The 22,446-nt window shown below is 59.0% G+C and carries 21 protein-coding genes and 1 pseudogene; 13 read left to right on the forward strand and 9 right to left on the reverse strand.

Translation table 11 applies throughout. The annotated features are described in order from the left end of the window. Nucleotides 1–57: 57 nt before the first annotated feature. The 3 genes from ACP2YO_RS36170 (at nt 58) to fabF (ending at nt 3,072) form a co-directional block, all read left to right on the forward strand. Nucleotides 58–636, forward strand: coding sequence for a TetR family transcriptional regulator (locus ACP2YO_RS36170; protein ID WP_426435855.1), 579 nt, complete (start codon nt 58–60; stop codon nt 634–636). Then, nucleotides 596–1,519, forward strand: a complete 924-nt coding sequence (locus ACP2YO_RS36175) for an alpha/beta fold hydrolase (protein ID WP_426435856.1) — start codon at nt 596–598, stop codon at nt 1,517–1,519. The genes ACP2YO_RS36170 and ACP2YO_RS36175 overlap by 41 nt, the downstream gene beginning before the upstream one ends. A gap of 290 nt (nt 1,520–1,809) precedes the next feature. Beyond that, nucleotides 1,810–3,072, forward strand: a complete 1,263-nt coding sequence (fabF, locus tag ACP2YO_RS36180) for a beta-ketoacyl-ACP synthase II (protein ID WP_426443398.1) — start codon at nt 1,810–1,812, stop codon at nt 3,070–3,072. Between the two features lie 287 nt (nt 3,073–3,359). On the opposite strand, the gene ACP2YO_RS36185 is transcribed toward fabF, so the two are convergent. The 3 genes from ACP2YO_RS36185 to ACP2YO_RS36195 all read right to left on the reverse strand — a co-directional run bounded on the left by ACP2YO_RS36185 (nt 3,360) and on the right by ACP2YO_RS36195 (nt 6,493). Next, nucleotides 3,360–3,620 (reverse strand): winged helix-turn-helix transcriptional regulator, encoded by a 261-nt coding sequence (locus ACP2YO_RS36185; RefSeq protein ID WP_426435857.1) that lies wholly within the window; start codon nt 3,618–3,620, stop codon nt 3,360–3,362. Beyond that, a complete protein-coding gene (locus tag ACP2YO_RS36190) occupies nt 3,571–5,280 on the reverse strand; it encodes an amidohydrolase (RefSeq protein ID WP_426435858.1) in 1,710 nt (569 codons plus the stop codon). Before ACP2YO_RS36190 ends, ACP2YO_RS36185 begins: the two co-directional genes overlap by 50 nt. A gap of 118 nt (nt 5,281–5,398) precedes the next feature. Beyond that, nucleotides 5,399–6,493 carry a hypothetical protein gene (locus ACP2YO_RS36195; RefSeq protein WP_426443399.1) on the reverse strand — a complete coding sequence of 365 codons (1,095 nt, stop codon included), beginning with the start codon at nt 6,491–6,493 and terminating at the stop codon, nt 5,399–5,401. 251 nt (nt 6,494–6,744) lie between these two features. Here ACP2YO_RS36195 and ACP2YO_RS36200 point away from each other — a divergent pair, with 251 nt between their 5' ends. Further along, entirely contained in the window at nt 6,745–7,800 is a 1,056-nt protein-coding gene (locus tag ACP2YO_RS36200) for a LysR substrate-binding domain-containing protein (protein ID WP_426435859.1), read from the forward strand. Nucleotides 7,801–8,096: 296 nt separating this feature from the next. Here the strand turns inward: ACP2YO_RS36200 and ACP2YO_RS36205 are convergent, their stop codons facing one another. Together ACP2YO_RS36205 and ACP2YO_RS36210 are read right to left on the reverse strand one after the other, a co-directional pair. Next, complete coding sequence (locus ACP2YO_RS36205) at nt 8,097–9,569, reverse strand: carboxylesterase/lipase family protein (RefSeq protein ID WP_426435860.1); 1,473 nt, start codon at nt 9,567–9,569, stop codon at nt 8,097–8,099. A 158-nt stretch (nt 9,570–9,727) separates the two neighbouring features. After that, nucleotides 9,728–10,705, reverse strand: coding sequence for an MFS transporter (locus ACP2YO_RS36210; RefSeq protein WP_426435861.1), 978 nt, complete (start codon nt 10,703–10,705; stop codon nt 9,728–9,730). A gap of 88 nt (nt 10,706–10,793) precedes the next feature. Between ACP2YO_RS36210 and ACP2YO_RS36215 the strand changes: the two genes are divergently transcribed. The 3 genes and pseudogenes from ACP2YO_RS36215 to ACP2YO_RS36225 form a co-directional block, all read left to right on the forward strand. Then, nucleotides 10,794–11,066, forward strand: coding sequence for a hypothetical protein (locus tag ACP2YO_RS36215; RefSeq protein WP_426435862.1), 273 nt, complete (start codon nt 10,794–10,796; stop codon nt 11,064–11,066). Between the two features lie 166 nt (nt 11,067–11,232). Continuing rightward, the gene (locus tag ACP2YO_RS36220; protein ID WP_426435863.1) at nt 11,233–12,324 is read left to right on the forward strand and encodes a cation diffusion facilitator family transporter; all 1,092 of its coding nucleotides are present in this window, start codon (nt 11,233–11,235) and stop codon (nt 12,322–12,324) included. Between the two features lie 233 nt (nt 12,325–12,557). Next, a pseudogene (locus ACP2YO_RS36225) lies at nt 12,558–13,034 on the forward strand (Cj0069 family protein); the annotation flags it as partial. 160 nt (nt 13,035–13,194) lie between these two features. Here ACP2YO_RS36225 and ACP2YO_RS36230 read toward each other — a convergent pair. Together ACP2YO_RS36230 and ACP2YO_RS36235 are read right to left on the reverse strand one after the other, a co-directional pair. After that, nucleotides 13,195–13,581 (reverse strand): transposase, encoded by a 387-nt coding sequence (locus tag ACP2YO_RS36230; protein ID WP_426433795.1) that lies wholly within the window; start codon nt 13,579–13,581, stop codon nt 13,195–13,197. Nucleotides 13,582–14,057: 476 nt separating this feature from the next. After that, nucleotides 14,058–14,324 (reverse strand): hypothetical protein, encoded by a 267-nt coding sequence (locus ACP2YO_RS36235; RefSeq protein ID WP_426435864.1) that lies wholly within the window; start codon nt 14,322–14,324, stop codon nt 14,058–14,060. Nucleotides 14,325–14,525: 201 nt separating this feature from the next. On the opposite strand from ACP2YO_RS36235, the gene ACP2YO_RS36240 reads away from it, so the two are divergent. After that, nucleotides 14,526–14,810 carry a hypothetical protein gene (locus ACP2YO_RS36240; RefSeq protein WP_426435865.1) on the forward strand — a complete coding sequence of 95 codons (285 nt, stop codon included), beginning with the start codon at nt 14,526–14,528 and terminating at the stop codon, nt 14,808–14,810. Nucleotides 14,811–14,909: 99 nt separating this feature from the next. Continuing rightward, on the forward strand, nt 14,910–15,059 hold the full coding sequence (locus ACP2YO_RS36245; RefSeq protein WP_426443400.1) for a DNA-directed RNA polymerase subunit alpha C-terminal domain-containing protein: 150 nt from the start codon (nt 14,910–14,912) through the stop codon (nt 15,057–15,059). A gap of 129 nt (nt 15,060–15,188) precedes the next feature. Here the strand turns inward: ACP2YO_RS36245 and ACP2YO_RS36250 are convergent, their stop codons facing one another. Beyond that, a complete protein-coding gene (locus ACP2YO_RS36250) occupies nt 15,189–15,437 on the reverse strand; it encodes a hypothetical protein (protein ID WP_426443536.1) in 249 nt (82 codons plus the stop codon). Further along, nucleotides 15,400–15,663: a PilZ domain-containing protein gene (locus tag ACP2YO_RS36255; RefSeq protein ID WP_426435866.1), complete on the reverse strand. Its 264-nt coding sequence runs from the start codon at nt 15,661–15,663 to the stop codon at nt 15,400–15,402. Before ACP2YO_RS36255 ends, ACP2YO_RS36250 begins: the two co-directional genes overlap by 38 nt. 897 nt (nt 15,664–16,560) lie before the next feature. On the opposite strand from ACP2YO_RS36255, the gene ACP2YO_RS36260 reads away from it, so the two are divergent. The 4 genes from ACP2YO_RS36260 (at nt 16,561) to ACP2YO_RS36275 (ending at nt 22,173) form a co-directional block, all read left to right on the forward strand. Then, on the forward strand, nt 16,561–17,337 hold the full coding sequence (locus tag ACP2YO_RS36260) for a Tll0287-like domain-containing protein (protein WP_426435867.1): 777 nt from the start codon (nt 16,561–16,563) through the stop codon (nt 17,335–17,337). Between the two features lie 98 nt (nt 17,338–17,435). Continuing rightward, nucleotides 17,436–20,123 carry a response regulator gene (locus tag ACP2YO_RS36265; RefSeq protein ID WP_426435868.1) on the forward strand — a complete coding sequence of 896 codons (2,688 nt, stop codon included), beginning with the start codon at nt 17,436–17,438 and terminating at the stop codon, nt 20,121–20,123. A gap of 30 nt (nt 20,124–20,153) precedes the next feature. Next, a complete protein-coding gene (locus ACP2YO_RS36270) occupies nt 20,154–20,522 on the forward strand; it encodes a response regulator (RefSeq protein ID WP_426435869.1) in 369 nt (122 codons plus the stop codon). A gap of 25 nt (nt 20,523–20,547) precedes the next feature. Next, a complete protein-coding gene (locus ACP2YO_RS36275; protein WP_426435870.1) occupies nt 20,548–22,173 on the forward strand; it encodes an adenylate/guanylate cyclase domain-containing protein in 1,626 nt (541 codons plus the stop codon). Nucleotides 22,174–22,446: the final 273 nt, after the last annotated feature.

The raw sequence follows: 22,446 nt of genomic DNA on the forward strand, positions 1-22,446 counted from the left end.
GCGATTAACCTCTATCTCGAATATAGAGTTCGAACGAAATCCAAATGGAGGTCCACGATGCGCGTGAGTCGCATTCAAGCCGCGGAGAACCGCGAGACCGTGATCAATGTGGCGAGTCGTCTCTTCAGGGAGCGCGGCTTTGATGGCATCGGGCTCAAGGATCTGATGGAGGGGGCCGGGCTAACCCAGGGCGCCTTCTACAAGCAGTTCGAGTCCAAGGAGGACTTGGCGGCACTGGCGTCCAGACGCGCATTGGAGAGCGCCTCGCAACGCTGGTCGGCCGCGATCGCGGAGAACCCTGATGATCCGCTTGGCGCGGTGATCGCGTTCTACCTGAGTGCGGGCCATCGCGAAGAAAAACTGGACGGCTGCCCCGTCGTGGCGCTCGGCTCGGATGCCGCCAGGCAAGGGGCCAGCGTGAAAGCGGCGTTCGAAGAGGGGATCAAGGCGTATCTCGCAGTCCTCGGCCCCTTGCTTCCCGAGACAGACGGCGAGGATACCAATGGTAGGGCCATGGTCGTTCTGTCGACGATGGTCGGCGCCCTGACGCTATCGCGCGCCGTCAACGACCCCGATCTCGCTCAGGCTTTTCTGAATGCGACCGTCGAACACGTTCGCGAAGCCGCTGCAGTTTGAAAGATCGCCCCTCAAAGCAGCGAGAGATCGAATGCTTAGCGTGACTGAAGTCAAATCAAGTTTGCTCAAGATATCGGACACGCTAAGTGTACGTTTTCAAAAGACCGGGAGCGGACCTCCGCTGCTCCTCATACATACGATCCGGACGCAGCTCGAATATTTCCGCAGCCTTGCGCCCCTCCTGGCGACATCGCACACGGTGTACGCCATTGACCTCCCGGGCCACGGACACTCACCAATAGATGCAAGCGCGAGCTTCGACGAACCCTACTTCAGGCAGGCCATCATTCACTTCATCGAGGAGCTGAACCTCTCGGCAGTCACAATCGTTGGCGAGTCGATCGGCGGGGCATTGGCCCTAACGGTGGCGGCGGCGCTTCCACACCGGGTGAAGCGGGTCTATGCGATCAATCCCTACGACTACGAGACCCGCTATTGGGACGGCATTCGGCGCGGCAACGGGCTCGCGAACTTCATCATCGGGAGCTTGCAGATCCCGCTGCTCGGCGCGGTGAATGCATCGCTCGAAAACAAGCTGATCCTCGGCAAGATCATGGGCGGCGGATATCACGACCCGCGGAAGCTGCCGGCCGACCTGCTCGCCGAGTTCGATGAAGTCGCCCACCGCCCGGGATACAAGCGGATCGCACGCAAGGTGCTGGCAGGATGGCGATCCTGGAGCAAGGCACGCGATTACTATCGGCACATCTCGGCGCCCGTGACGCTCATTTATGGCGATAGCGATTGGTCTCGGCCAAATGAGCGTGAACGCACACGCTCGCTGATCCCTGCTTCGCAGATGGTGATGCTGAAAAATACCGGTCACTTTTCAGCCGTCGAGAGTCCGTCGGAGTTGGCTCGTGTGATATTGGCGACTGAATGACCGCAACGATCGAACACAGGAGTGTGCAACGATGTTCAAGCGCTTTTGGGAAAGATTGAACTATTGGGCAGACGTCCTGGACATGGACGATCGCCGCGGAGGGTACGTGTTAAGGCTGGAAGACCGTGTTGCCAAGCTCGAGCGCGAAGTTGAAGGTCTTCGGATCCAGTCCCAAGCAACGCTGGTTGGGTCCGAGGGCCGTGTCCATCAATTGCAATCGTGAACGCCGACGCTCCTGAGATACCAATTTCCCCATTGTCAGCCAAGCCGACCTCGAAAGCCATGTGATCATGCGTCGTATCGTCGTTACGGGACTGGGGCTCGTATCACCGCTGGGCTGCGGTAGTGAGCTGGCATGGTCGCGGCTGCTCTCGGCCTGCTCAGGACTTGCCGCGCTCCCGGAATGGGCGGCTGTCCTTCCCGCGCGAGTCGCCGGAATCGTTCCGGCGAAGTGCAACGACGCAGATGGCGGCTTCGATCCGGATCTGGTCGTTCCTCCCAAGGATCAGCGGAGGATGGATCGCTTCATCCTGTTCGCCCTCGTCGCCGCATCTGAGGCCATAGCACAGGCAGCCTGGATCCCTTCAGATGCGCATTCAATGGTGCGCACGGCAACTGTGATCGCATCGGGCATCGGAGGCTTTCCAGCAATCGTCGAGGCGGTTCGCACCACCGATCAGCGCGGCGTGAGGCGCCTCTTGCCCTTCACCGTGCCGTCCTTCCTCGCAAATCTCGCGGCCGGCCATATCTCGATCCGCTACGGCTTCAAGGGGCCGATCGGTACACCGGTCACCGCCTGCGCCGCAAGCGTGCAAGCCATCGGCGATGCCGCACGCCTCATCCGGGCCGGAGAAGCTGACGTTGCAATTTGCGGCGGCTCGGAAGCCTGCATCGATCTGGTGAGCCTCGGCGGCTTCGCCGCCGCCCGGGCCCTTTCGACCGGCTTCAACGAAACGCCGGCGCGAGCGTCGCGTCCCTTCGATCGCGACCGCGATGGCTTCGTCATGGGCGAAGGTGCCGGTATCCTCGTCATTGAAGAGCTGGAACATGCCATCCGCCGCGGCGCCAAACCGCTCGCCGAAATCGTCGGCTATGGCACGACCGCCGATGCCTACCACATCACGTCAGGACCCGAGGACGGCGACGGCGCCCGCCGTGCCATGGAAGGTGCATTGCGGCAGGCCAGCCTCAGGCCCGGTGACATCCAGCATCTTAATGCCCATTCCACCTCGACGCCGGTTGGAGACCTTTCCGAGTTGGAAGCGATCAAAGCCGTGTTCGGCCGCGACGGAAAAATTGCCGTGAGCGCCACCAAATCGGCGACTGGTCATCTGCTCGGCGCAGCCGGCGGAGCCGAAGCAATCTTCACTATCCTCGCGCTACGGGACCAGGTGGCACCGCCCACTCTCAATCTCGACAATGGCGACACGGCAGCCCAAGGCGTCGACATCGTGGCCCACGAGGCAAGGCGTATGTCCATAGAGCATGCGATTTCCAATGGATTCGGTTTCGGGGGCGTCAACGCGAGCGTGATCTTTCGATGTTGGCAATGACGCCTTCACTCACCCATGCAGCTCTAGTCGAATTCAGATGCCCACTGGACCTTCCCGCGCCGTTGCTGGCGGTTTGATCGCGCAAAGCTTGGCGACCGGCCTCCAGGAGGGTGTCTGACGCGGTGTTCAGGATCGTAGAAGATCGTAGCTTGGCGTACAAAATCGTGTATCTGGCGGAGAGAGTGTCAGTCAATCCTCATTGAAAGATAAAGAATTTTTGGCCTTCTTGGGCCAAAACCCACCAATCGCGCTACGGCCGAAAACTGGCTTTTCGCCTCCAAACTTTTTCATGGGATCCATCGTGGATCATCGACGACGTTCCACCCCTTTCGCGTGAGGACGTATTCGTTGCGGTCCGGCCCAGTCTGGCGCCGCACGATCAGTTCATTCTCGTTCAAATGCTCAAGCCGGTCGGACAGGGTAGCATGGGTGATGCCCCGCAACCGAAATGAGGACGGGCAGCTTCGCAAGCGCTCCCTTCGGAGACGATGCGAGCGCCTAATTGTCACGATAGCCCGGGTCGCGGTAAACTTCCTTGCCGCCGACACAGGTCGAAAGCGCCTTCATATTGGGAATGGCTTCGACCGGCACGGACAAAAAATCATCCGTCAGCACGGCAAAGTCGGCGAGCTTGCCGGGTTCGATCGAACCACGGTGATCCTCTTCGCCGATCATCAGGGCATAGTTGATGGTGACGAGTCTCAGGAGTTGCGCACGCGAGGCGACCTTCTGACTATCGCCGTAGATGCCGTCGGAAATCGTGTCGCGGCTGGCAAAGTGATAGAGCTCCCAGAACGGATTGAAGGGGATGACGGGAGAGTCGGTTCCGCCGGCCACCAGCAGTCCTGCGTCGAGATAGGTTTTGAGCGGGGTCACCTCGCTCGCAAGGTCTGAGCCCCAATATCGTTTCAAGACCGGCGCGGCGAGATAGAGATGATCCTGCGCCGATACCATCAATTTCAGATCCTGCATTCGCTTCACCAGATCCGGCCGAGCGATGAACGCATGCTCGATGGTCCACCGCTTGCCGATCAGCGGCTTGTCCTTGTTGGCGAGTTCATAGCCGGTCAGCACCTCGTCCACCGCGGCATCCCCGACGGCATGCGTGGCGGCGCGCCAGCCCAGCCGATTGACCTCGCGCACGACGGAATTGTACGCATCGGGAGGTGACACCGTCAGGCCCGAATAGGTCCCGCCCTTCCCGTATGGCTCCTGATAGTTGCGCGTGAGATGGCCGCCTTCGAATCCGCCATCCACGGCGAGCTTGATGCCGCCGATTCGAACGAAATCGTCACCCTCGTCCTGCTTGACCTCCCATTTAGCGATCGCATCGCCGACCTGCTGGGCCGTGCGAAAGCCGAAGCCCGGCATGTAGACCGTGTAGCGCAGGGTCAGGGCGTGCTCGGCGTCGGCCTGTCGCATCAGCTTCAACGCCGGGAGCACATCTCCTCCCTTGTACGCACCCGGAATCCGTACCGCAGTGAGGCCGTAGGGATTGAGCGCCTTCTGCGTCGCAAGGATGTCGTCCATCGCGAGCGGCCTTGGCTTGGGCAACGGCACCAATGCCTTGGCGGTGTCGAACAGCTCTCCCGACAGCTCGCCATTGGCCTCGCGGCTGATCTGTCCGCCGGCCGGGACCGGCGTGTCCTTTGTGATGTTGAATTTCGCCAGCGCGACCGCATTGAGGATGTAGGAATGGCCGCCGCGCACCAGCACGATCGGATTGTTCGGCGCGGCCTGGTCCAGCTCGCGCGCAGTCGGCAGACGCTGCTCCTTCAGCTGGGCTTCGTGCCAGTCCTGGTTCGAGACAAGCAGCGCTCCAGGCTCGGCCCTTGTCGCGGCATTGGCGACGGTCACCATCAGCTCCGCCGTGCTGCGCACGTGAGACAGGTCGATGCCGCTGCCCCCACCCTCATTGTGGAAATGACCGTCGGCAAGGCCGGGGGTGACGAAATGCCCTTTCAGGTCGATCACCCGTGTGCTGGCGCCGGCAAGCTTGCGCACATCCGCATTGCTGCCGACGGCGATGAACCGATCGCCCGTCACCGCGAACGCCTCTGTGAGATTGTCCCTGGCGTCTGCGGTGAAGACCTTGCCATTGACGTAGATCGTGTCGGCCGTCGTCTGCTCGGCGCCGGCGGGTGAGCCGATCAAGCTGACCAGGAGACCCAACAAGCTCCACCGATATGCCAGCCGGTTTCCAGTCATCACCACCCTCTTTCGCTCTCGACGTTTCAATTTGTCTTGCCGCACCACGCTCGATGCCATCCGAAAAATGATGCCGCGGGTCACGCGGCATCAGTTGGCTTCGGGGAAGCAAACGAAGCTAGAACTTCATCGTAATGCCGGTATACAGGCTCGACTCGGTGCAAGTGTTGTTGCTCACACCTGGCGAGATGGTGCACAGCCTGCTGACGTTGTGATCCAGGCCGTATTTGTTTTGCCAATAGCGATAGGCAACCCAGACGTCGACGTAGTGCGACCACTTGGGACCCCACACCGCCTTCGAGGCATCGAAGGTCAGGCGGAACGGCTCCGAGTTGAGGGAAACGGCCGTGAGCGAATTGGTAGGTGAAGCAACCGGCAACGGATTGGCAGGAAGTTGACCATTCTCGGGGCCCATGGTGCCAATCAACTGCGCGCGACCACTGATGGAGAAATAGCGCATGCTTTCCGGCAAGAAGCCAAGATCCATGTAGTAATTGGTCTCGATCGACCAGGTCGGCTTGTATTGTCTGTTGGCGTCATCAATGCAACTCACGCCGGGCACCGGCGGGGCAAATCCACCGCCGCACTGCAAGAAGCCCAAGTGAGCAACGTAAACCCAGGTCGCCATGGGCGCGACGTTAATGTAGCCCCTATAGGGAAGATCGAACTGGAACTGCAGGCCGGCCGACACGACCTGGGCCGCGGCGGCTCGAAAATAATCCGTCGTGGCCGCGTCCAGACCGACTTCGAAAGAGACGTTCCGGAGCGGGCCATACGTAAAGGCCTTGGTGTTGAATATTTCGTTCCAACCGAATGTCGAACGAAGTTGCCCGGTGACATATTGCGCACCCGCACAATTGGCGGGCGTTGTAATGCCAGTACCCGGATTGGTGACATTTCCCGCGTTGGTGCAAGGGCTCGCTGGATCGTTGTGATCGGCCTTGGACATTGAGACGTTGAGGAAATTGGTACCGTATCGCCAGATGTCGAAGTGAGTGAACGAGTAGACCTGCAAGGCAGTCGTACTATTGAGCGTTCCGTTCGGATTTCTCGAAAACACACCGGGATCCGTCGCTTTGGGCGCCCACGAAATGCTCACACGATCATCGATCAGCGAAAAGAATGGCTGATCGGACGGCGCAGGCACAGCCTTGATCGGCAAGTCTCCCGCCCGGCCCGCCGTGCTTCCTAACGATACAAAGGCCAGTGCCATGAGTATTGGCTGAATATGACGCTTCACTTGCCCCTCCAATGTTCTCTATGCTCGGTCGAAAAATCTCGACGCTGTCGTGATCCGGCGCGTTTCCCCTCGAACCGCCCGGTCAAGTTCGATGAAGCAGCATAGGCAGTGGACGCGGGACAAATAGTCCGGCAATCGGTACAGTCACGTTCCAAGATTGGAACGATGATGCGCCGGCTGAAGCGCCGCTGCTGATCATGCGACGAGATGTCCAGGAAGAGCGCTTGGATTTTTTCGTCGAAGCTGGACAGTTGTGTCTGAAGCGTCTGCAGAGGGTGCCTATGGGAACAGTCGATGACCTGACACTGCTCGTCGAAATCATCGAGGCAGGGAGTCTGTCGGCGGCAAGCCGCAAAACTGGCATTCCCAAGTCAAGCCTGAGCCGCAGGATCGGCGACCTCGAGAGCCAGCTTGGCGTGCATCTCGTTCATCGCGGCCCGCGAAACTTCTCGCCGACTGAGATAGGTCTCTCGATCTATGAGCGAGGTCAGAAGATCCGGGAAGAGCTGGTCGCCATCAAGGCTCTTGCGGAGGACAGCACCAACCGTCCCTCCGGAATGTTGCGCATTTCCTGCCCAGCTGTTCTCTCCGAGATTCTGGTCACGGATTTCGCGATACAGTTTGCCGAGACCTATCCGGACGTGCGCCTGACCCTGGACAACACAAAGGGAACGTTCGATCCGAAGATCGATCACTATGACCTGGCAATCCATCCCGCCCGAGAGGATCTCGCGGACTCTGAATTGATATGCCAGAAACTCACCACGACGCCTTACCGGTTGGTCGCTGCGCCTGACCTGATGGAGCGCCTCGGCCCTTGCTCGAGCCCTGCAGACCTTGAGGGCCATCCAGGGATCGGATGGGGCGCGGATGGCCTGATGACGCGTTGGCGGCTCCTCGGCCTCAGCGATGAGACGATGGAGATCAACGTCAGACTCAAGTTCTCCGCAAACAATCTCAACATCATTCGTCAAGCCTCGATACGTGGTCTCGGTCTGGCGCGACTACCAATCCCGATGTGCGAGGCAGATCTGCTGGATGGAAGACTCGTTCTACCTCTCCCCGACTGGTCGCCGCCACCGGTGACGTTCTACGCGCTTTATCCTTCGCGCCGATCCCTGACGGTCGCCGGCAGGTTGTTTCTGACCGGTCTCGCGAAATTCCTCCAGAATAGGCTGCTCACGTCGGACGGTCGCGTCCAATCGCGTTCGCCCCCCGCCGTGAAACCAAAATCCCAACGCGCTTCGAAAAAGCGCAGAGGGAGATCGACCAAGAGTTGATAGCCCCGGGACGTGCCAGCGCGCATGTCGTCAGACGCGAAAGTGAACGGTCGACGAGATCTCGACCAAATGGCGATCGCGCGGCTACGCCAATACGCCCTGGACCATGAATCTCGTTTCATGGCCCAGGTCGGGAATCCGTTGACCGAACCACCACGTCCGATGCGGCCAACGAAAAGACATTCCTCTAACGAACGATCAAGACCGCACTCCTGAAGCCAACTCTCGACACCTTCGCGCAAAGGAAAAATCGTTTCCGTCTCGCGAACCAGCGACTCGCCACACCAACTTGCTGGTCAAGTAACGTAACGCGATGCCGCAACGCGACGATCAAAGTGCAGGACCGTCTGCTCCGCCGCAAAGGCGGGCCATTTAGGCAGGCCGCTACCGTTGGGATCTCCCGCTTCCGCAAACGCTGCAATCGAGCCTCTGAAAAGCCGGCTCAGGTCCTGTACTTCTCGCCTGTCCGCGCCTTTGACCATCGGAGCGGCCTGCCAAACATCGATGTTGCCAAACAGGAATGGAAGATCGATGCAATGGCACGCTCCCAATCCCGGAATGGACGACTGCCAATCGAATGAATAGGTGAACGCTTTTCGACCAAGCCGGGACTGCGTCGTTGCGATCTGCAGGCTCTGCTTCGTGAATATCCGGTCACTGTAAAAGTCACCCAGGATCATGCGAGGTGTTGCAGGCGCACGCGCGGAACGCAGGTTTGACACGGTTGTGCGTGCGTCGTCTTCACCTTGGGATCGAATCAAGTCCTCAAGTGCGTCGTCGGACAGTTGGTCAAGCGAGGGATTCGAGATGGAGAAAGCGGCATACTCTTCTCGCGTCACCCCGATCATCATATCGCACCAATGCGCTCTGCCCATCTGAATGGACTCGCTAGGATCGCGTTGAACAAGGGCGTCATCCAGAACCGGCATGAATGGCGGCGTGATATCTCCAGGACTCGCTGGAGGCTTCCTTTGCAGGATTCGCAACCCCTCGAAGACCCGGTCGACCGGCATCGTCCGGAGCTTATCGACATCGTTCGAGCCTGCTCCGAGAACATCGAGGATCGCATCGGCGACCGGTCGCGCCTGTTCAACGGTACGTAGCTTGATGCCGACGGGCGCGCTCATCATGATCGCCCGATTGAAGAGCCTGGAGCCATCTTCGGTGGCAGCAAGGGCCGCGATGCTGAAAGCACCGGCCGATTGGCCAATGATCGTAATCCGTTGCGGATCCCCGCCGAAAGCGCTGATGGCTTGCGCGATCCAACGAAGCGCCGCGACTTGATCGTGAAGACCAAGGTTCAATCCCCCAAGGCCGGGGTGGGAAAAGAAGCCAAATATGCCGAGCCGATAGCTAATGTTCACGACCAAGAGGCCGTTCTCTTTCGCGAGGATGCCCCCATCGTAGCAAGGCAACGAACCTCCTCCGGTCATGAAGGCGCCGCCGTGAATGAATACCAGGACAGGCGCACGGTGCCCCTCCGCATGGCTGGTCCAGATGTCCAGGTGGAGACAGTCCTCACTCTGCTCCACATCGTAGGTCCCCATCACTGCATCAAGGCGGGATGGATTCTGGGGAGGAATCGGCCCAGGCGCGATTGCGTCGCGAACGCCTCGCCATCGCGGAGCTGATGACGGCATCTCGAAGCGCAGCCGCCCAACCGGGGCTTCCGCATAAGGAATTCTCCGAAACGCGGTCACTCCCTCCGATCTCACGCCGCGCAATCGACCGAACGGCGTTTCCAACTCAACGTGCTCGACACCAGTCATTCCTGTCTCCAACAAGGCACTCTGCGGCCCAACGCTAGGTGCTTCGGCCAGGCTCATCTAGCGCCCGAAAATGGCGACTAGCGTTCCAGATTTGAAACGCTGAATCATGCCATGCTAGGTTTTGTGCCGCCGTCCCTCACCAGCCATGGCGTCGGCGATTATTTACCCTCTCGCCGCAAGTGCGGGAGGAGTGCGAAGATTGCGAGCAGCGTGGGAAGCGTGGCCGCGAGCACGATCGCTTTCGGGCCAATGCCCATCGAAACCAGAAAACCGACGACGGCGGGCCCCACGATGGATCCAATACGGCCGGCGGCGGCTGAGAAGCCGACACCGTGGGTTCGAAGCGTTTCGGGATAAATGGACACAGCAAGGGCCGACTGACCGACACTACACGAGATCAGACCTGCGCCTGTTCCGGCGATCAACAGCCAGACACCGACCGGAAGCATGTCGTGCGCCGCAAGCCCTGCCGCAGAGACCACCCCGATCACGACGGCCAACAACAGGATACGCGCAACCGGAAATCGGCTCGCGAGGACCATCACGACGACATTCGCCATCAACCCGCCGGCGCTGAAAAAGCTGATGCCCAATTGTGAGTATTCGGGGGAGAACCCGAGCTTGAAGAGTAGCGATGGAAGCCAGAAGACCAGCGCGTACCCATCGGCAAAGATGAGAAAGGCGAAAATCCAGAGACTGATGGTCTTGATCGCGAGGCCCGCTGCCAGCAGATCTCCGATCAACTTGAGGCCACCTCGGCGCTCTTCGCGCCCATTCTTCAGCGCCAGTCTTTGTTCGGTGATCGGCCGGGGCAGCCAAAGCAGGAGAGCGACTGAGAGGGCGAGCGGAAGGGCTCCCCCAATGTAGAAAATGGACTGCCAGCCAAATTGCGCTGTCAGGACTGCGCCGAGAACGCCCCCCAGAATGCCTCCCGCGGCCAACCCGGTACCGACAATGACCGCAGCCGTCTCCCTGAGACTTGGCGGGCATTGGGAAGTCGCAATGGCAATGGCCGACGGCAATGCCGCACCGAGCCCGATTGCCGTGACCAGACGCAGCGCCGCAAGCTGCCCCACCGAACTCGCGAGCGGCGTTGCCAGCGAAAGAACGCCAAATGCCAACGCGCTGGCAACCAAGACACGCCGTGCCTGCCAGCGGCTGACCAGCGGCCCAGACGCCAGATATCAGAGAACCGCTCCTACGCTCGTCAACACGAAGGCAGGGGTGAGCGACGCCGGCGAAACCATGAAGTTGGCCGCGATAGCTGGAGCCGCCACGCCAATCGAACTCGTATCCAGTCCATCGAGGAGCACCGCGAAGAAGCACAGCGTGATCGCGACCCAAGGCAATGTCGACGAACGATCGGCGGACGAACTCCCAAGGATCTTGCTATCGACGGAGCTGGAGCCGCTTCCCTGGCTGGCGCCCGCCCGCGAATTTGCTTCTGCTACGTTCGTCACCCTGCTGCCTCCGCACAAATCTCATGACGGAAGGTGAAGGGACTTCCAGATTCTCTGTCCAGCTCCACGACTGGAACGCTCGGTTCCAGAATTGAGACATGGGCAGAAGCCGCACCGCCTTAGCTGGGACGGCAGCCGCATCGCGATGTCTCGGCCGTTGCCGATATGGACGGATGTCTCGGCGACATGGAGAGATACGCGCCGTGAACGTGACGCTTCGACAGATACAAGCCTTCTTGGCGGTCACAGAGCTGGGCAGCTTTCCGCGGGCGGCTGATCGTCTCGGCATAAGCCAGCCGGCGCTGTCGCAGCTCGTGCGCGACTTGGAAGGGATGCGTCTCATTGATTGTACTAGCCGGCGAACGGAAGTGGCGGCGAACGCGATCGAGTTCGAGCAAGCCATGCGGGGTCTGATGACGCAGTTCACGGACGTGATGGCGACCGCCGTGAATCTGGCCTCGCTGAAGTGGCTGCTGAGCGGCGGCGGCCATCATGACCATGGCCATGGTCGCAGCCACGGACCAACTGATGCGGGGCACGATCACGATGACACGCACCCGATCGAGACCGCAGGCGGCGACCTGGTTCTAGAGGTGTTCGAGGACGGAGTTCCGCCGCGCTTCCGGCTTCGCTCCGACTCCGGCCCTCTGCCGCTTGCTTCCGCTGTCTCGATCGAAACCGTGAGACCGGACGGTGCACGGCAACTGTTCGACCTCGCCGATCGCGGCGACTACCTGGAAACGGTCGATGAAATTCCCGAGCCCCACGCCTTCAGCGCCAAACTCAAAATAGGTGAACAAGCTTACTCTATAATTTTCGAAGAACATGAACATGCCCATGGGGCGACGGCCCGCGACAACAACATGCGCGCCGCCGTCATCCACGTCATCGCCGACGCAGCCGTGTCGGTGCTGGTCATCGTTGGCCTGTTGCTTGCGCGTGCCTTTGGCTGGCTCTGGATGGACCCGCTGGCCGGTATCATCGGTGCATTTGTTATCGGCAGTTGGTCATTCGGGTTGATCCGCGATACGGGAGCAATCCTGCTCGATATGACCCCGGACCGACGTATGGCCGAGAACCTCCGCCGCTCGATCGAGGACGAGGGCGACCAACTCGCCGACCTCCACCTCTGGCGATTGGGGCCAGGTCATCTCGGCGCCATCGTGTCGGTGATCACGTCTTCACAGCGGGGCGAGGCTTATTATCGCGCGAAGATAGCGCGGTTCCGGTCGCTTTCGCACCTGACCATCGAGGTCAGACAACTTGATCCGTCGGCCACTGGCAGCGTTGTCTAATCCGGGTAAAGCGGCGCTATTTCCAGATGGCCGGCGCACCGCCGCTTGGCTACCTGCTCCATATGCGCCCTCGCCGCCCATCAATTCGCGGCGAACGGGCTCTGGAGAGCAACCACCGTCTTGAAACGCGGGCACGATCTCGCGTAGAGTTGTTCATGAGGGGATAAGGCAGACTCCCCGTGAGACCTCGGTCCAAGCTCTGCGCGACACCCGACCTGTCGTGGAGCTTGCGCATGGACACCGAACAACAGACATCTCATCGTTCCAAAGTCGCGATCCTCTGGCGCGGCGACGGCGCCGCGCGCCGGGAGGCGACTCCGCAAAACAACCGGTTCGTCCGTGTATTTGAAGCGCTCGCCGCTTCTGGCATCGAGGCGATTCCCGTCGTCTACGACGAGAGCTTCGCCGACGCGGTTCGGGACCAACTGCAAACAGTGAATGGCGTCCTTGTCTGGGTCGACCCGATCCATCAGGGAAAGACGCGCGTGGCGCTCGATCCACTGCTGCGCGAGATCGCGGCGCAAGGCCCATGGGTGAGCGCGCATCCCAACGTCATCCTGAAGATGGGTGTCAAGGAGGTGCTCTACCGGACGCGCCATCTGGGCTGGAGCGCCGACACGCATCGATACGACAGCGTCGATACCCTCCGCGCCGAACTCCCGCCGCGCCTTCGTGCGCACGGCCCACGCGTACTTAAGCAGAACCGCGGGCGCTGACAAGATGTCCGGCCCGCGATCCGCACGAACTGGCGGAGAAGTTTTCGCAAATAGTATCCTTGCGGAAATCCGCGATGGTCTTGAAGTCCGGCGCCAACTCCCTTGCGGAAGTCGACCGGCGTGCTGGCCACGTAAACCTGAACACCCGCCGGGATCATGCCTGCCGAACCGCCCGGATCACAGCAGCAAGCCGCCCCGCCTCCACATCTCCACCAACGCGCACCACGACATCGCCGATGACGATTTCCACCATCTCCCCCGCCATGGTCTCAAAGCGCGCGAACTTAACCGCTCGGTCTCGCGCCCCAGAGAGCGGCGCCACCATTCCCGAGGCCAGCGCCTTGCGTCGCCACGCAAACAACTGCGATGGATCGATCCCATGACAGCGCGCTATCGCCGACACGTTCGCCCCCGGCGCAAACGTTTCCCCGACGATGCGATCCTTCTCCTCCCGCGACCAGGTGCGGTAGCTCCGCCCGGGACTCACCGAAAGCCGCTCGGCCGCCGCTGTGATAACTTCGAAATTCTTGGTATCAGACATATGTTCGCTCTCATGAACTCCTGGGACAAATCACCAGGAGATTCTCTGACAATCGAACATCATCCGCTACGTGGGATGACCTACACGCTTACGGTTGAGAAGGCTTGGCGGCGTTGTTTTGCTGTGCTGCACAGGCCGATTTCGCTTCTCGCCAACCGATTTGAGTGTTTACTGTTCCACTCGGCGCTTGCCCCTGCACCGCCATCCGCGAGCGCCTTATTGGTTAGAGACTTTCATCTCTTACCGGCCCCCGTCCGCTCTAGCCCCCGGACGGGGGCTTTTAATTGATGGCCTGTTTCGCAAAGCGGAGTGGCGCTAGAATCGAAAGGGGCCACCTCACGCTGTGGCCCTTGCCGGTTTTCAGAAATGAAAATCGAAACGGGATGAAATCTAGCCCCGGCAAGACCTCGGTAGCCGGCTCGGCAGAGACCAGGCCTCCTCGCTGATTTCGGCCAGCAGGGAGCTCGTTGCTGCGGCTAAGCCACCGCCGCGCGAGGATCCGGCCCAATTCGCCCCAGCCTGGCGGTCAGATCGCGAACGGTGGCTTCGAGATTGTCGCGACGGGTCCGGAGGTGACGAGCCAATAACGGATATTTGGCATCGGTGACATAGCGATGCCGGTGCTGGCTCTCTTCTGCATCGATGTCAGCCTTGATGACCGCGATCGTGCGGTCGAGGTCGGAGATCAGTTTGCAAAGGGTCGCTGCTTCGCGCGCGCGTCTCAGAATTTCAATTTGGGGCAACTAGCTCATGTTTCGTCCCATGGATACACAGGTTGGTTTCGCTGGGCGGCTCATAGGGCCGATTGAGCAACCCGTGTGCCATCGGGGTTTCCGAAATGCGGATCAACTGAAGCGCTTTGCAAAATAGTGTGAGGCGATTGCCTCATTGCCCCTTGCCCACGCGCCCCGGTTGCGGAAGGATGCCGCTTTTCGAGGCGTAATATGAACAAATCCGCAATTGCGCTGGCGGCATTTGGTTTCATCTGCGGCGTGATGGTCGCGCTAAGGCGACTTCATCTCAAACAGGAACGTTCCCCAGGGGACACTGCCTGTCTGCGTACAGCTCACCGCGCTCGAGCTCGAGCCGGAGGTCGATATCGTCTGATCGCAGAGGCGCAGGCTTCGGAACGTATCGGCGGCGACATCGCCGCCGCGATGGGTAAAGCGCCGCCGGCGCCTGAGGGCGCGCCAATGAACGCCGTGCCTCTGTCTGCTACAAAGCCGTGACCCGAAGGATCGATTAGCCAAAAACCTCATATCGACCGGCTACGCCTCAGCTTGCATGGTCCGCCCTTGCCCTTGTCAGACGAAAGCCCGCTCGAACTTGTGCCGCTATCGACGCGTGTTCGCAACGCGCTCAGGGAGGCGGGCTTCAAGACGGTCGGTGAAGTGCGTCAGACCTCAGACGCAAATCTTCTAAGCCTGCAAAATCTTGGGCGCGGATCGATCAAGCACCTGCGAGAGCTTTTCAAATAAACGTTCCGTTCACCAAAGCCTTCTAATGTATGGGTGCTTCGTTTGAACTGCTGAGATAGGCGTCGCTGCTGCGTTGTGTTCTGGCGGTGGCGTCCATTCTCGGAATGGCCCGATTGGTCACGCGGCTCCCTAGCAGACGACCGCGCTGTTGTCCTGAGCGATCAGCTCAATCCGCGTCATGTCGTTGAAAAGCGGTCGCGTGGTAACACCATCCGACCAACTAATCTCCACTCCGAAGCGATTGATCTCGGTCACAAGCCCCGTTGCTTCATCGTCCCCGATCCAACGAACGCGATCGCCTTTTTCCAGCCGTCGTGCCTGCTCTCTGGTCATCTTAAAGTCAAACACCATCTCCCGGCTGAACGAATGAGACGCCAATCCAAGCGCCCCCGCGCCATATCACGCGACAGAGAAACGTCGCACTGCGCGGCACTATCAACCTGAATTCGTCAGGCACTTCCGATTGGGCGGCTACCTGCACGGCCGCTCCAGTGTCGGAGACGTCTCGCAGAACGCAGCTCATTGAAAGGTCGCCGAACCTTATCAGCGCCGTATCGAGCACTTTACGTCGCAGGGTCTTCCGCCTGTCGGAGAGGACTATCATTTCGGGTCCGTCAACTGAGCAAGGCAATTCGCTTCATCGTACACGGGAATGATTGCGAGTTTGCTAATAGCTAAGCGGGGAGCACCATGCCGGCCGCGTAGCTCAAGCCTCGTACAAATTGAGTTCCCGAATCAACCGCTGACGGGCGCATCAAGCTTAACCAGCGACTTCGATTGCACGCCGCGCTCTTGAGGCTATCGTCGCCTCCACGGACAATTGCAACACCTGTCGGCGGCAAGCGCGCCACGGACGTCACCGAAGCCGACGTCCGGAAACTTCATCGCCAGATCGGGATCGACGCGCACAAGTCATCGACCGCGAACCAAACCAATTTGGACATTTTCGTTGCCGAACACCCGCGGCGCCTATCGCGAGAATCGATCAAAATGACTATCGGGGTGCCTTCAGGGAGCGATGGTCTATGGGCCGCGCTCCCTCTTCGCTCATTCTTGATAAGGGCGAGCGGAGAGTGCCGCTGTCGGGATCATTCGGAGCGCGGCTGTTGAGCATGGCAACGGCATTGTTCATAGTTTTGGTATTGGCTTCCAAGTGAGAACGATAATCCTGAGCAATATCTCGCAATTCAGAGATTTTAGCTCCAAATACCTTGGCGATTTCGCCTCCAATTTGTTGAGGTGCTCTTGATCTGCTCCACCGACACCCGACCCAACGTTCCTAGCACGCGACTTGCATGCGGAGACCTTCTTGCCAGCCCGCTTGCCCATTTGCCGATCCGCCCGGTTCAGGCCCCATCGGCGTTTGAGGTAAGGAGCATAACCGGCTCAATAGGCATCAATTATGCTATTTCTCAAGATATTATCCTGGCTGTCGTGACAGACCATTTTGTATTATATCAATTGGTGTTACGAATTATAGTTTGAGTTGGGGAGATTTGATATGAGCGAACGGATTATCCCGGCCTGCTCTTTTAATCGGCTTTTCTTCGGCGCGTTGCTTATCGGCTGCTTGTTTTCATTTATTGCGCCCATGCGAGCCGAGCCGACCGACGATGCGAGCATCGCGAAGAACTTGGCGGAAATGCTCCGCGCAGCACGTCAAGTTATTTCGAGTAACCAAGCCCGCATCAACGATCCAAATCTTGGTGACAAGGGGCTGACCGGCCGAGTCGTCTTGCAGCAAGCTGTTGAGATCTTCAAGAAGACGACGGGAACGGATCCAGCAAGTATCGATTCGAAGTCGCGCTTCGGCAAACTCATGCAGGCGCAGATGGATGCAATCGTCGAGACTACCGACGCTAATCAGGCAACTATCAACGCCAAGGGTGTCGGGTTCAAAGCCTTCATTCCAGCGGTCTTTGCTCGGCTGGTCAATGAATCATTTGAGAGCCACGCCCGGAACGAGGCGCAGATCAAGGTAACGGCTCCGGAACAACTCGTAAGAAACCGGAAGTCGCGACCCGATGAGTGGGAAAGTGAAGTTATTCGCAGCAAGCTACTTCGAGAGGATTGGCCGCGTGGCCAAGCCTATGCCGCGGATGTCGACACTAAAGGGCGGACGGCATACCGGATGATGATGCCGGAATATTATGCGTCCTCATGCCTAAGTTGTCACGGGTCGCCGAAAGGCGAAACCGACATCACTGGCTATCCCAAGGAGGGAGGCAAAGAAGGTGATCTCGGTGCGGTCATCAGTGTTACGCTCTTCAAGCAGTAGCCAAATATGTGGCGGTTTCCCCGATCATGTGTCGGAGGCCACTCTCCCGATAGGGAACGAAGGCGTGTTAAGGCGCCCGCCGTGAGGACTCGCGAGTGATGTCACATCTCACCATTCGCGCGAGACTCGCTATTTTGTCGAGCGTGTTACTGTGCATACTGATCGCAACAAATCTGTATTTGCTGCGCACGCTTGCAAAAAACTCGACCGCCGTTGCGACCGAGACTGAGCTTAGCAGCATCATCGAGTCGGCGAACGGCGCGCGCATAGCGTTCGGCGAAATGCGCTATTGGCTCACCGACCTGGCGGTCAGCCTACTTACTCCTTCAGAGCGCAGCGCCGACGCAGCGCGCGGCCGTATGAACGGCTATCTTGACCGACTCGCGCTTCAAAAGCCGAAGCTGGTGGCGGAGATTCGCAGCGAGCGCGACGAGTTCGAGAAGTCAGCAAACGAGGCCGTGGATCAATACACCAACGACAGGCGCGTCATTGGAAATTCGCTGCTGGCGCAGGCTCGTCAACACAGTGTCAAGGTCGACGAATTGCTGACGTCGCTCATCAATGAGTTAAGAGGCGACCTAGCGGCCGAGCGTGACGGGATAGTCAATGACGTGGCTGCGACGACAAACAGAACACTCATCGCCGATGTTTTCATCCTAGCTTTGGGTTTTGTGCTGACATTCATCATTCTCCGTTCGATCGCGGTCCCGCTTCGTCGTCTTGTGGGCGCGATCGACGGCCTCAGCGCCGGCGATTTGTCAGTATCAATTCCCGCCGCAGGGTCTGACGAGATCGGCGTCATGGCACGCACCCTCGCCCTATTTCGCGACAGCCTCAAGGAGCGCAACCGCTTCGCCGCCGAGGCTGAAGCGCAGCGAAAGACCATAGCTGCTGCGATCGCCACTATCTCGGAAGGCTTTGTACTGTACGATTCAGGCGATCGGATCGTTTTGTTCAATGAACAATTTCGCGCCATTTACCCGGGCCTTTCCGACATCATCAAGCCGGGAACGACTTTCGGGGAAGTGCTTGAGGCGGTGGTTTCGCGTGCACTGGTCGATCTTGGAAATCAAAGTGCACAGGACTGGATGGCCGAGCGCTGGGCAAGGCGCGAGCATTCAGGAGGCTTTGCCGAATACAGGTATGGTGGCCGCTACGTCCGCATCAGCGAGCGTCGTATTCAGGGTGGTGGGACTGTTGCGGTTTATTCCGACATAACTGAACTCCGGCAACACAACCTTGAACTCGAGGAGGCGCGCGAGCTATCGGAAGTCGCCAACCGAACCAAGAGCCAGTTCCTGGCAAATATGAGCCACGAATTGCGGACACCGCTCAACGCCATTATTGGTTACAGCGAGATCCTTCAAGAAGACGCGGCCGATGGCGGCCAGAAGCAGCTCGTGCCCGACCTAAAGCGAATCGAGGGCGCCGGGCGGCATCTGTTGGGACTGATCAACGATATCCTCGACCTTTCAAAGGTTGAGGCCGGCAAGATGGAAGTGTTTATAGAGGAAGTGGACCTTCTGTCGCTTATCGAAGAGGTAGGAGAGATCATAAGACCTTTGGTGACTAAAGGCGGCAACACGCTTGAGCTGAGTGTGTCAGAAAACATCGGCAGCATGCGCACCGATCGCACTAAGGTGAAGCAATGCCTCCTCAACGTCCTCAGCAATGCAAGCAAATTTACCCAGAACGGGAAGCTGAAGCTCGAAATTGGGCGGGCGGATCGAGCCACGGTCCGCATGACGATCTCGGATAGCGGCATCGGTATGAGTACAGAGCAACTTGGCCGACTATTTGAAGCGTTCAGCCAAGCCGATGCTTCGACCACGAAAAAGTTCGGCGGAACCGGTCTTGGCCTGGCCATTACGCGACACTTCTGTCGGCTGCTTGGCGGCGATATCACGGTCGCGAGCAAGGTCGGGGAAGGCTCGACCTTTACCATCGTCATTCCCGATCAAACGGCCGGGCCAAAGCCGCCGGAAGCGACGAGCGAGCCATCTGAGGAGCCAATAATCGGCTCGCAGTACGAAAGCGGGTCGGTCACAGTGCTTGTCGTCGACGATGATGCTGCTTCGAGGGATTTGCTGACGACAAGCCTCAGGCGTGAGGGGTACCGCGCCGTCCAGGCGCGCGGCGGCGATGAGGCGCTCGAGCTTGCCCTCAAGGTACGGCCAGACGTGATCACACTGGATGTCTTAATGCCGAAAACGGATGGTTGGGCCGTTCTCGGCGCTCTCAAAGCCAATCCCGAACTCTGCGACATTCCGGTTATAATGGTCACGGTGGCGCCGGATCGAGGTATTGGTCTATCGCTGGGCGCAGCTGAAGTGATGACCAAGCCGGTTGACCGGGCAGAACTAACCTCGCTGCTGCGCCATCTCCTGTCTCGCGACGGTCCTATCCTTCTTGTCGAGGATGACCTAGCAACCCGTGATACGGTGCGTGGCACAATTGAGAAGATGGGCTTGACCGTTGCGGAGGTCACCAATGGACGGCTCGCCCTTTCATGGCTCGCGGAAAATCCCGCACCCGCACTGATCCTGCTCGACTTGATGATGCCAGAAATGGATGGCTTCGAGTTTCTTGATACTTTTAACAGTCGCGCGGAATGGCGTCATGTGCCGGTGGTGGTCATAACGGCCAAGCAGTTAACCGTGGCCGAGCGAGGCCTTCTGGCCGTGAGCACCGTCATCGAAAAAGGCGGTTCGATTGACAAAGATATTGCCGCAGCGATTGCCAAAGTAGTAGGCCGGCGTCCAGTCCGCGCAGATATTGATATGTAGTCGTCAAGGCGATGATGAGATGGTGATCTAATGGCAAAGATTTTATTGGTCGAAGATAACGAAATGAATCGCGATATGCTCTCGCGCCGCCTGCTCCGCAAGGGACATGAAGTCGTGATGGCGGTCGATGGCGAACAAGCGGTCGCCATGGCTCAAAGTGAGAACCCGGATTTGATTTTGATGGACATGAGTCTGCCGGTTATTGACGGATGGGAGGCGACACGTCGCGTTAAGGCAACCGAAGTATCTTCCCGTATTCCAATCATCGCGCTCACTGCACATGCCATGTCGGGTGATCGCGAGCGGGCGCTTGGCGCGGGATGCGACGACTACGATACGAAGCCGATTGAAATGTCGCGACTGCTCGAAAAGATCGATACGCTCCTGGCACGCCATTGAGACGATCATGTAGGTTCCAATTAGCATGACAGATCCGGACCAGCGACTCCAACGTGCGCGCACGGCCTTCGTGCGCCAGGAGTTCGCGGCTCCGATCTCCACCATTCTGGAACTGACTGAAATCCTGATCGAGGACGCCCGCGGCAGCGAGGACAAACCGCTAGTCTCGGACCTTGAACGCATCCATTCGGCTGGCCTCATGCTCCAAGAACATCTCGGCCGACTGGTTAGTCTGGCTACGCTGGGTTCGCCGGACACCAGAGAGGGTTCTGCGGCTCTCAGCGCCACACTGCGGCATGATTTGCGGACCCCGCTCAACGCCGTCAAAGGTTATGGCGAATTGATCATGGAGGATGCGCGCGAAAGCGGCAGTGAGGATCTGGTTGCCGATCTCGCAAAGATTATGGCGGCTGCCGACCAATTGCTCGGGCAGATCGATGATCTGTTTGGCTCCGCCGGTGCAAGCGATCATGAGCCTTCGAGTACACCTTCAGTTGCCGGGATATCGCGCGATTTGGCCGGTGACATCATGCGGTCAATCCAGCCGATCACGCCCAATCACAAGCCCCACATGCTGTCAGGCCGTATCCTCGTGGTCGACGACACAGAGGCTAATCGCGATCTGCTTTCACGCAGGCTCCGGCGCCAAGGGCATACCGTTGCCACGGCCGAAAGCGGCAGATCGGCCCTCGAGGCCGTGGCCAAATCTCAATTTGACCTCGTTCTGCTCGATCTGATGATGCCGGACATAAACGGGTTGGAAGTGTTGAACCAGCTTAAGGCCCATCCAGTAGACCAACATATTCCAGTCATGATGATCTCGGCGCTGGATGAGATCGACAGCATCGTTCGTTGCATCGAGGCCGGGGCCGATGATTACATTCAAAAGCCTTTTGATCCCGTGCTGCTCGGCGCGCGTATTGGGGCATCCCTGGAACGAAAGCGGCTGCGCGATCGCGAACTGGCTTTCATCGAAGAGTTGCGGGTCGAGAAAAGCAAGACGGAAGCGCTGTTGCTGAACATTCTGCCGGCAACGATAGTAAGCCGGATCCGCGACGGAGACGTTGTTATTGCCGACAATTTTTCGGATGCGACCATCCTGTTCGCTGATCTGGTGGATTTTACCCACTTGGCCGGAAAAGGTTCACCAGCGCGCATCGTTGACCTCCTGAATACCCTGTTTTCGGCTTTTGATGCGCTGGCGAAGGAGCTCAAACTGGAAAAGATCAAAACGATCGGCGACGCCTACATGGTCGCGGGTGGAATTCCAGAAGAAAGTTCAGGTCACGCGCATGCCATTGCCGATATGGCGCTCGGTATGATCGATGCGGTACTGAAGACCGGCAAACAGTTCGGCGAATCGCTCGAGGTGCGGATCGGTATCCATTCTGGGGAGGTGGTGGCTGGCCTCATCGGCCAGCATCGATCAATCTACGACGTCTGGGGCGATACCGTGAATACGGCAAGCCGTTTGGAGTCCTCCGGAATACCAGGTCGCATTCAGATCTCTGAGACGACCTATCAAAAGCTCAGGGATGCATTTCATTGTGAGTTGCGCGGGCAAGTGCCCCTAAAGGGCAAGGGTATGATGCTGACTTACTTCCTTGGCGAACGCATCAACAGTCCGTCGGCTGATCCCACATCGCTCTGATTATGTTTTTTGAGCAGTGACCTATAGCCAATCCAATTCGCACATTGGGTGCTGTGGAAGAATTCAGCCTTTGAGCGAACAAGCGTGTCGTCGAGCGGCACCACGTGGATACAGATGCGCAACGACCGCATTGATCTCAGAAGCAGACCGTCAGCGCCGTCCATCGCGACGTTCCGCAAAGGGCAGAGGCTGTGCCAACGCCTTGATTCTGACCCGCAGGAGGTGCGTCACGGTCGAGAGACCGTCGAGCATCCGTTCGGCAAGATGCGCAGC

Origin of the sequence: Bradyrhizobium genosp. P, assembly GCF_049949265.1 — a bacterium.
Classification (GTDB): Bacteria; Pseudomonadota; Alphaproteobacteria; order Rhizobiales; family Xanthobacteraceae; genus Bradyrhizobium.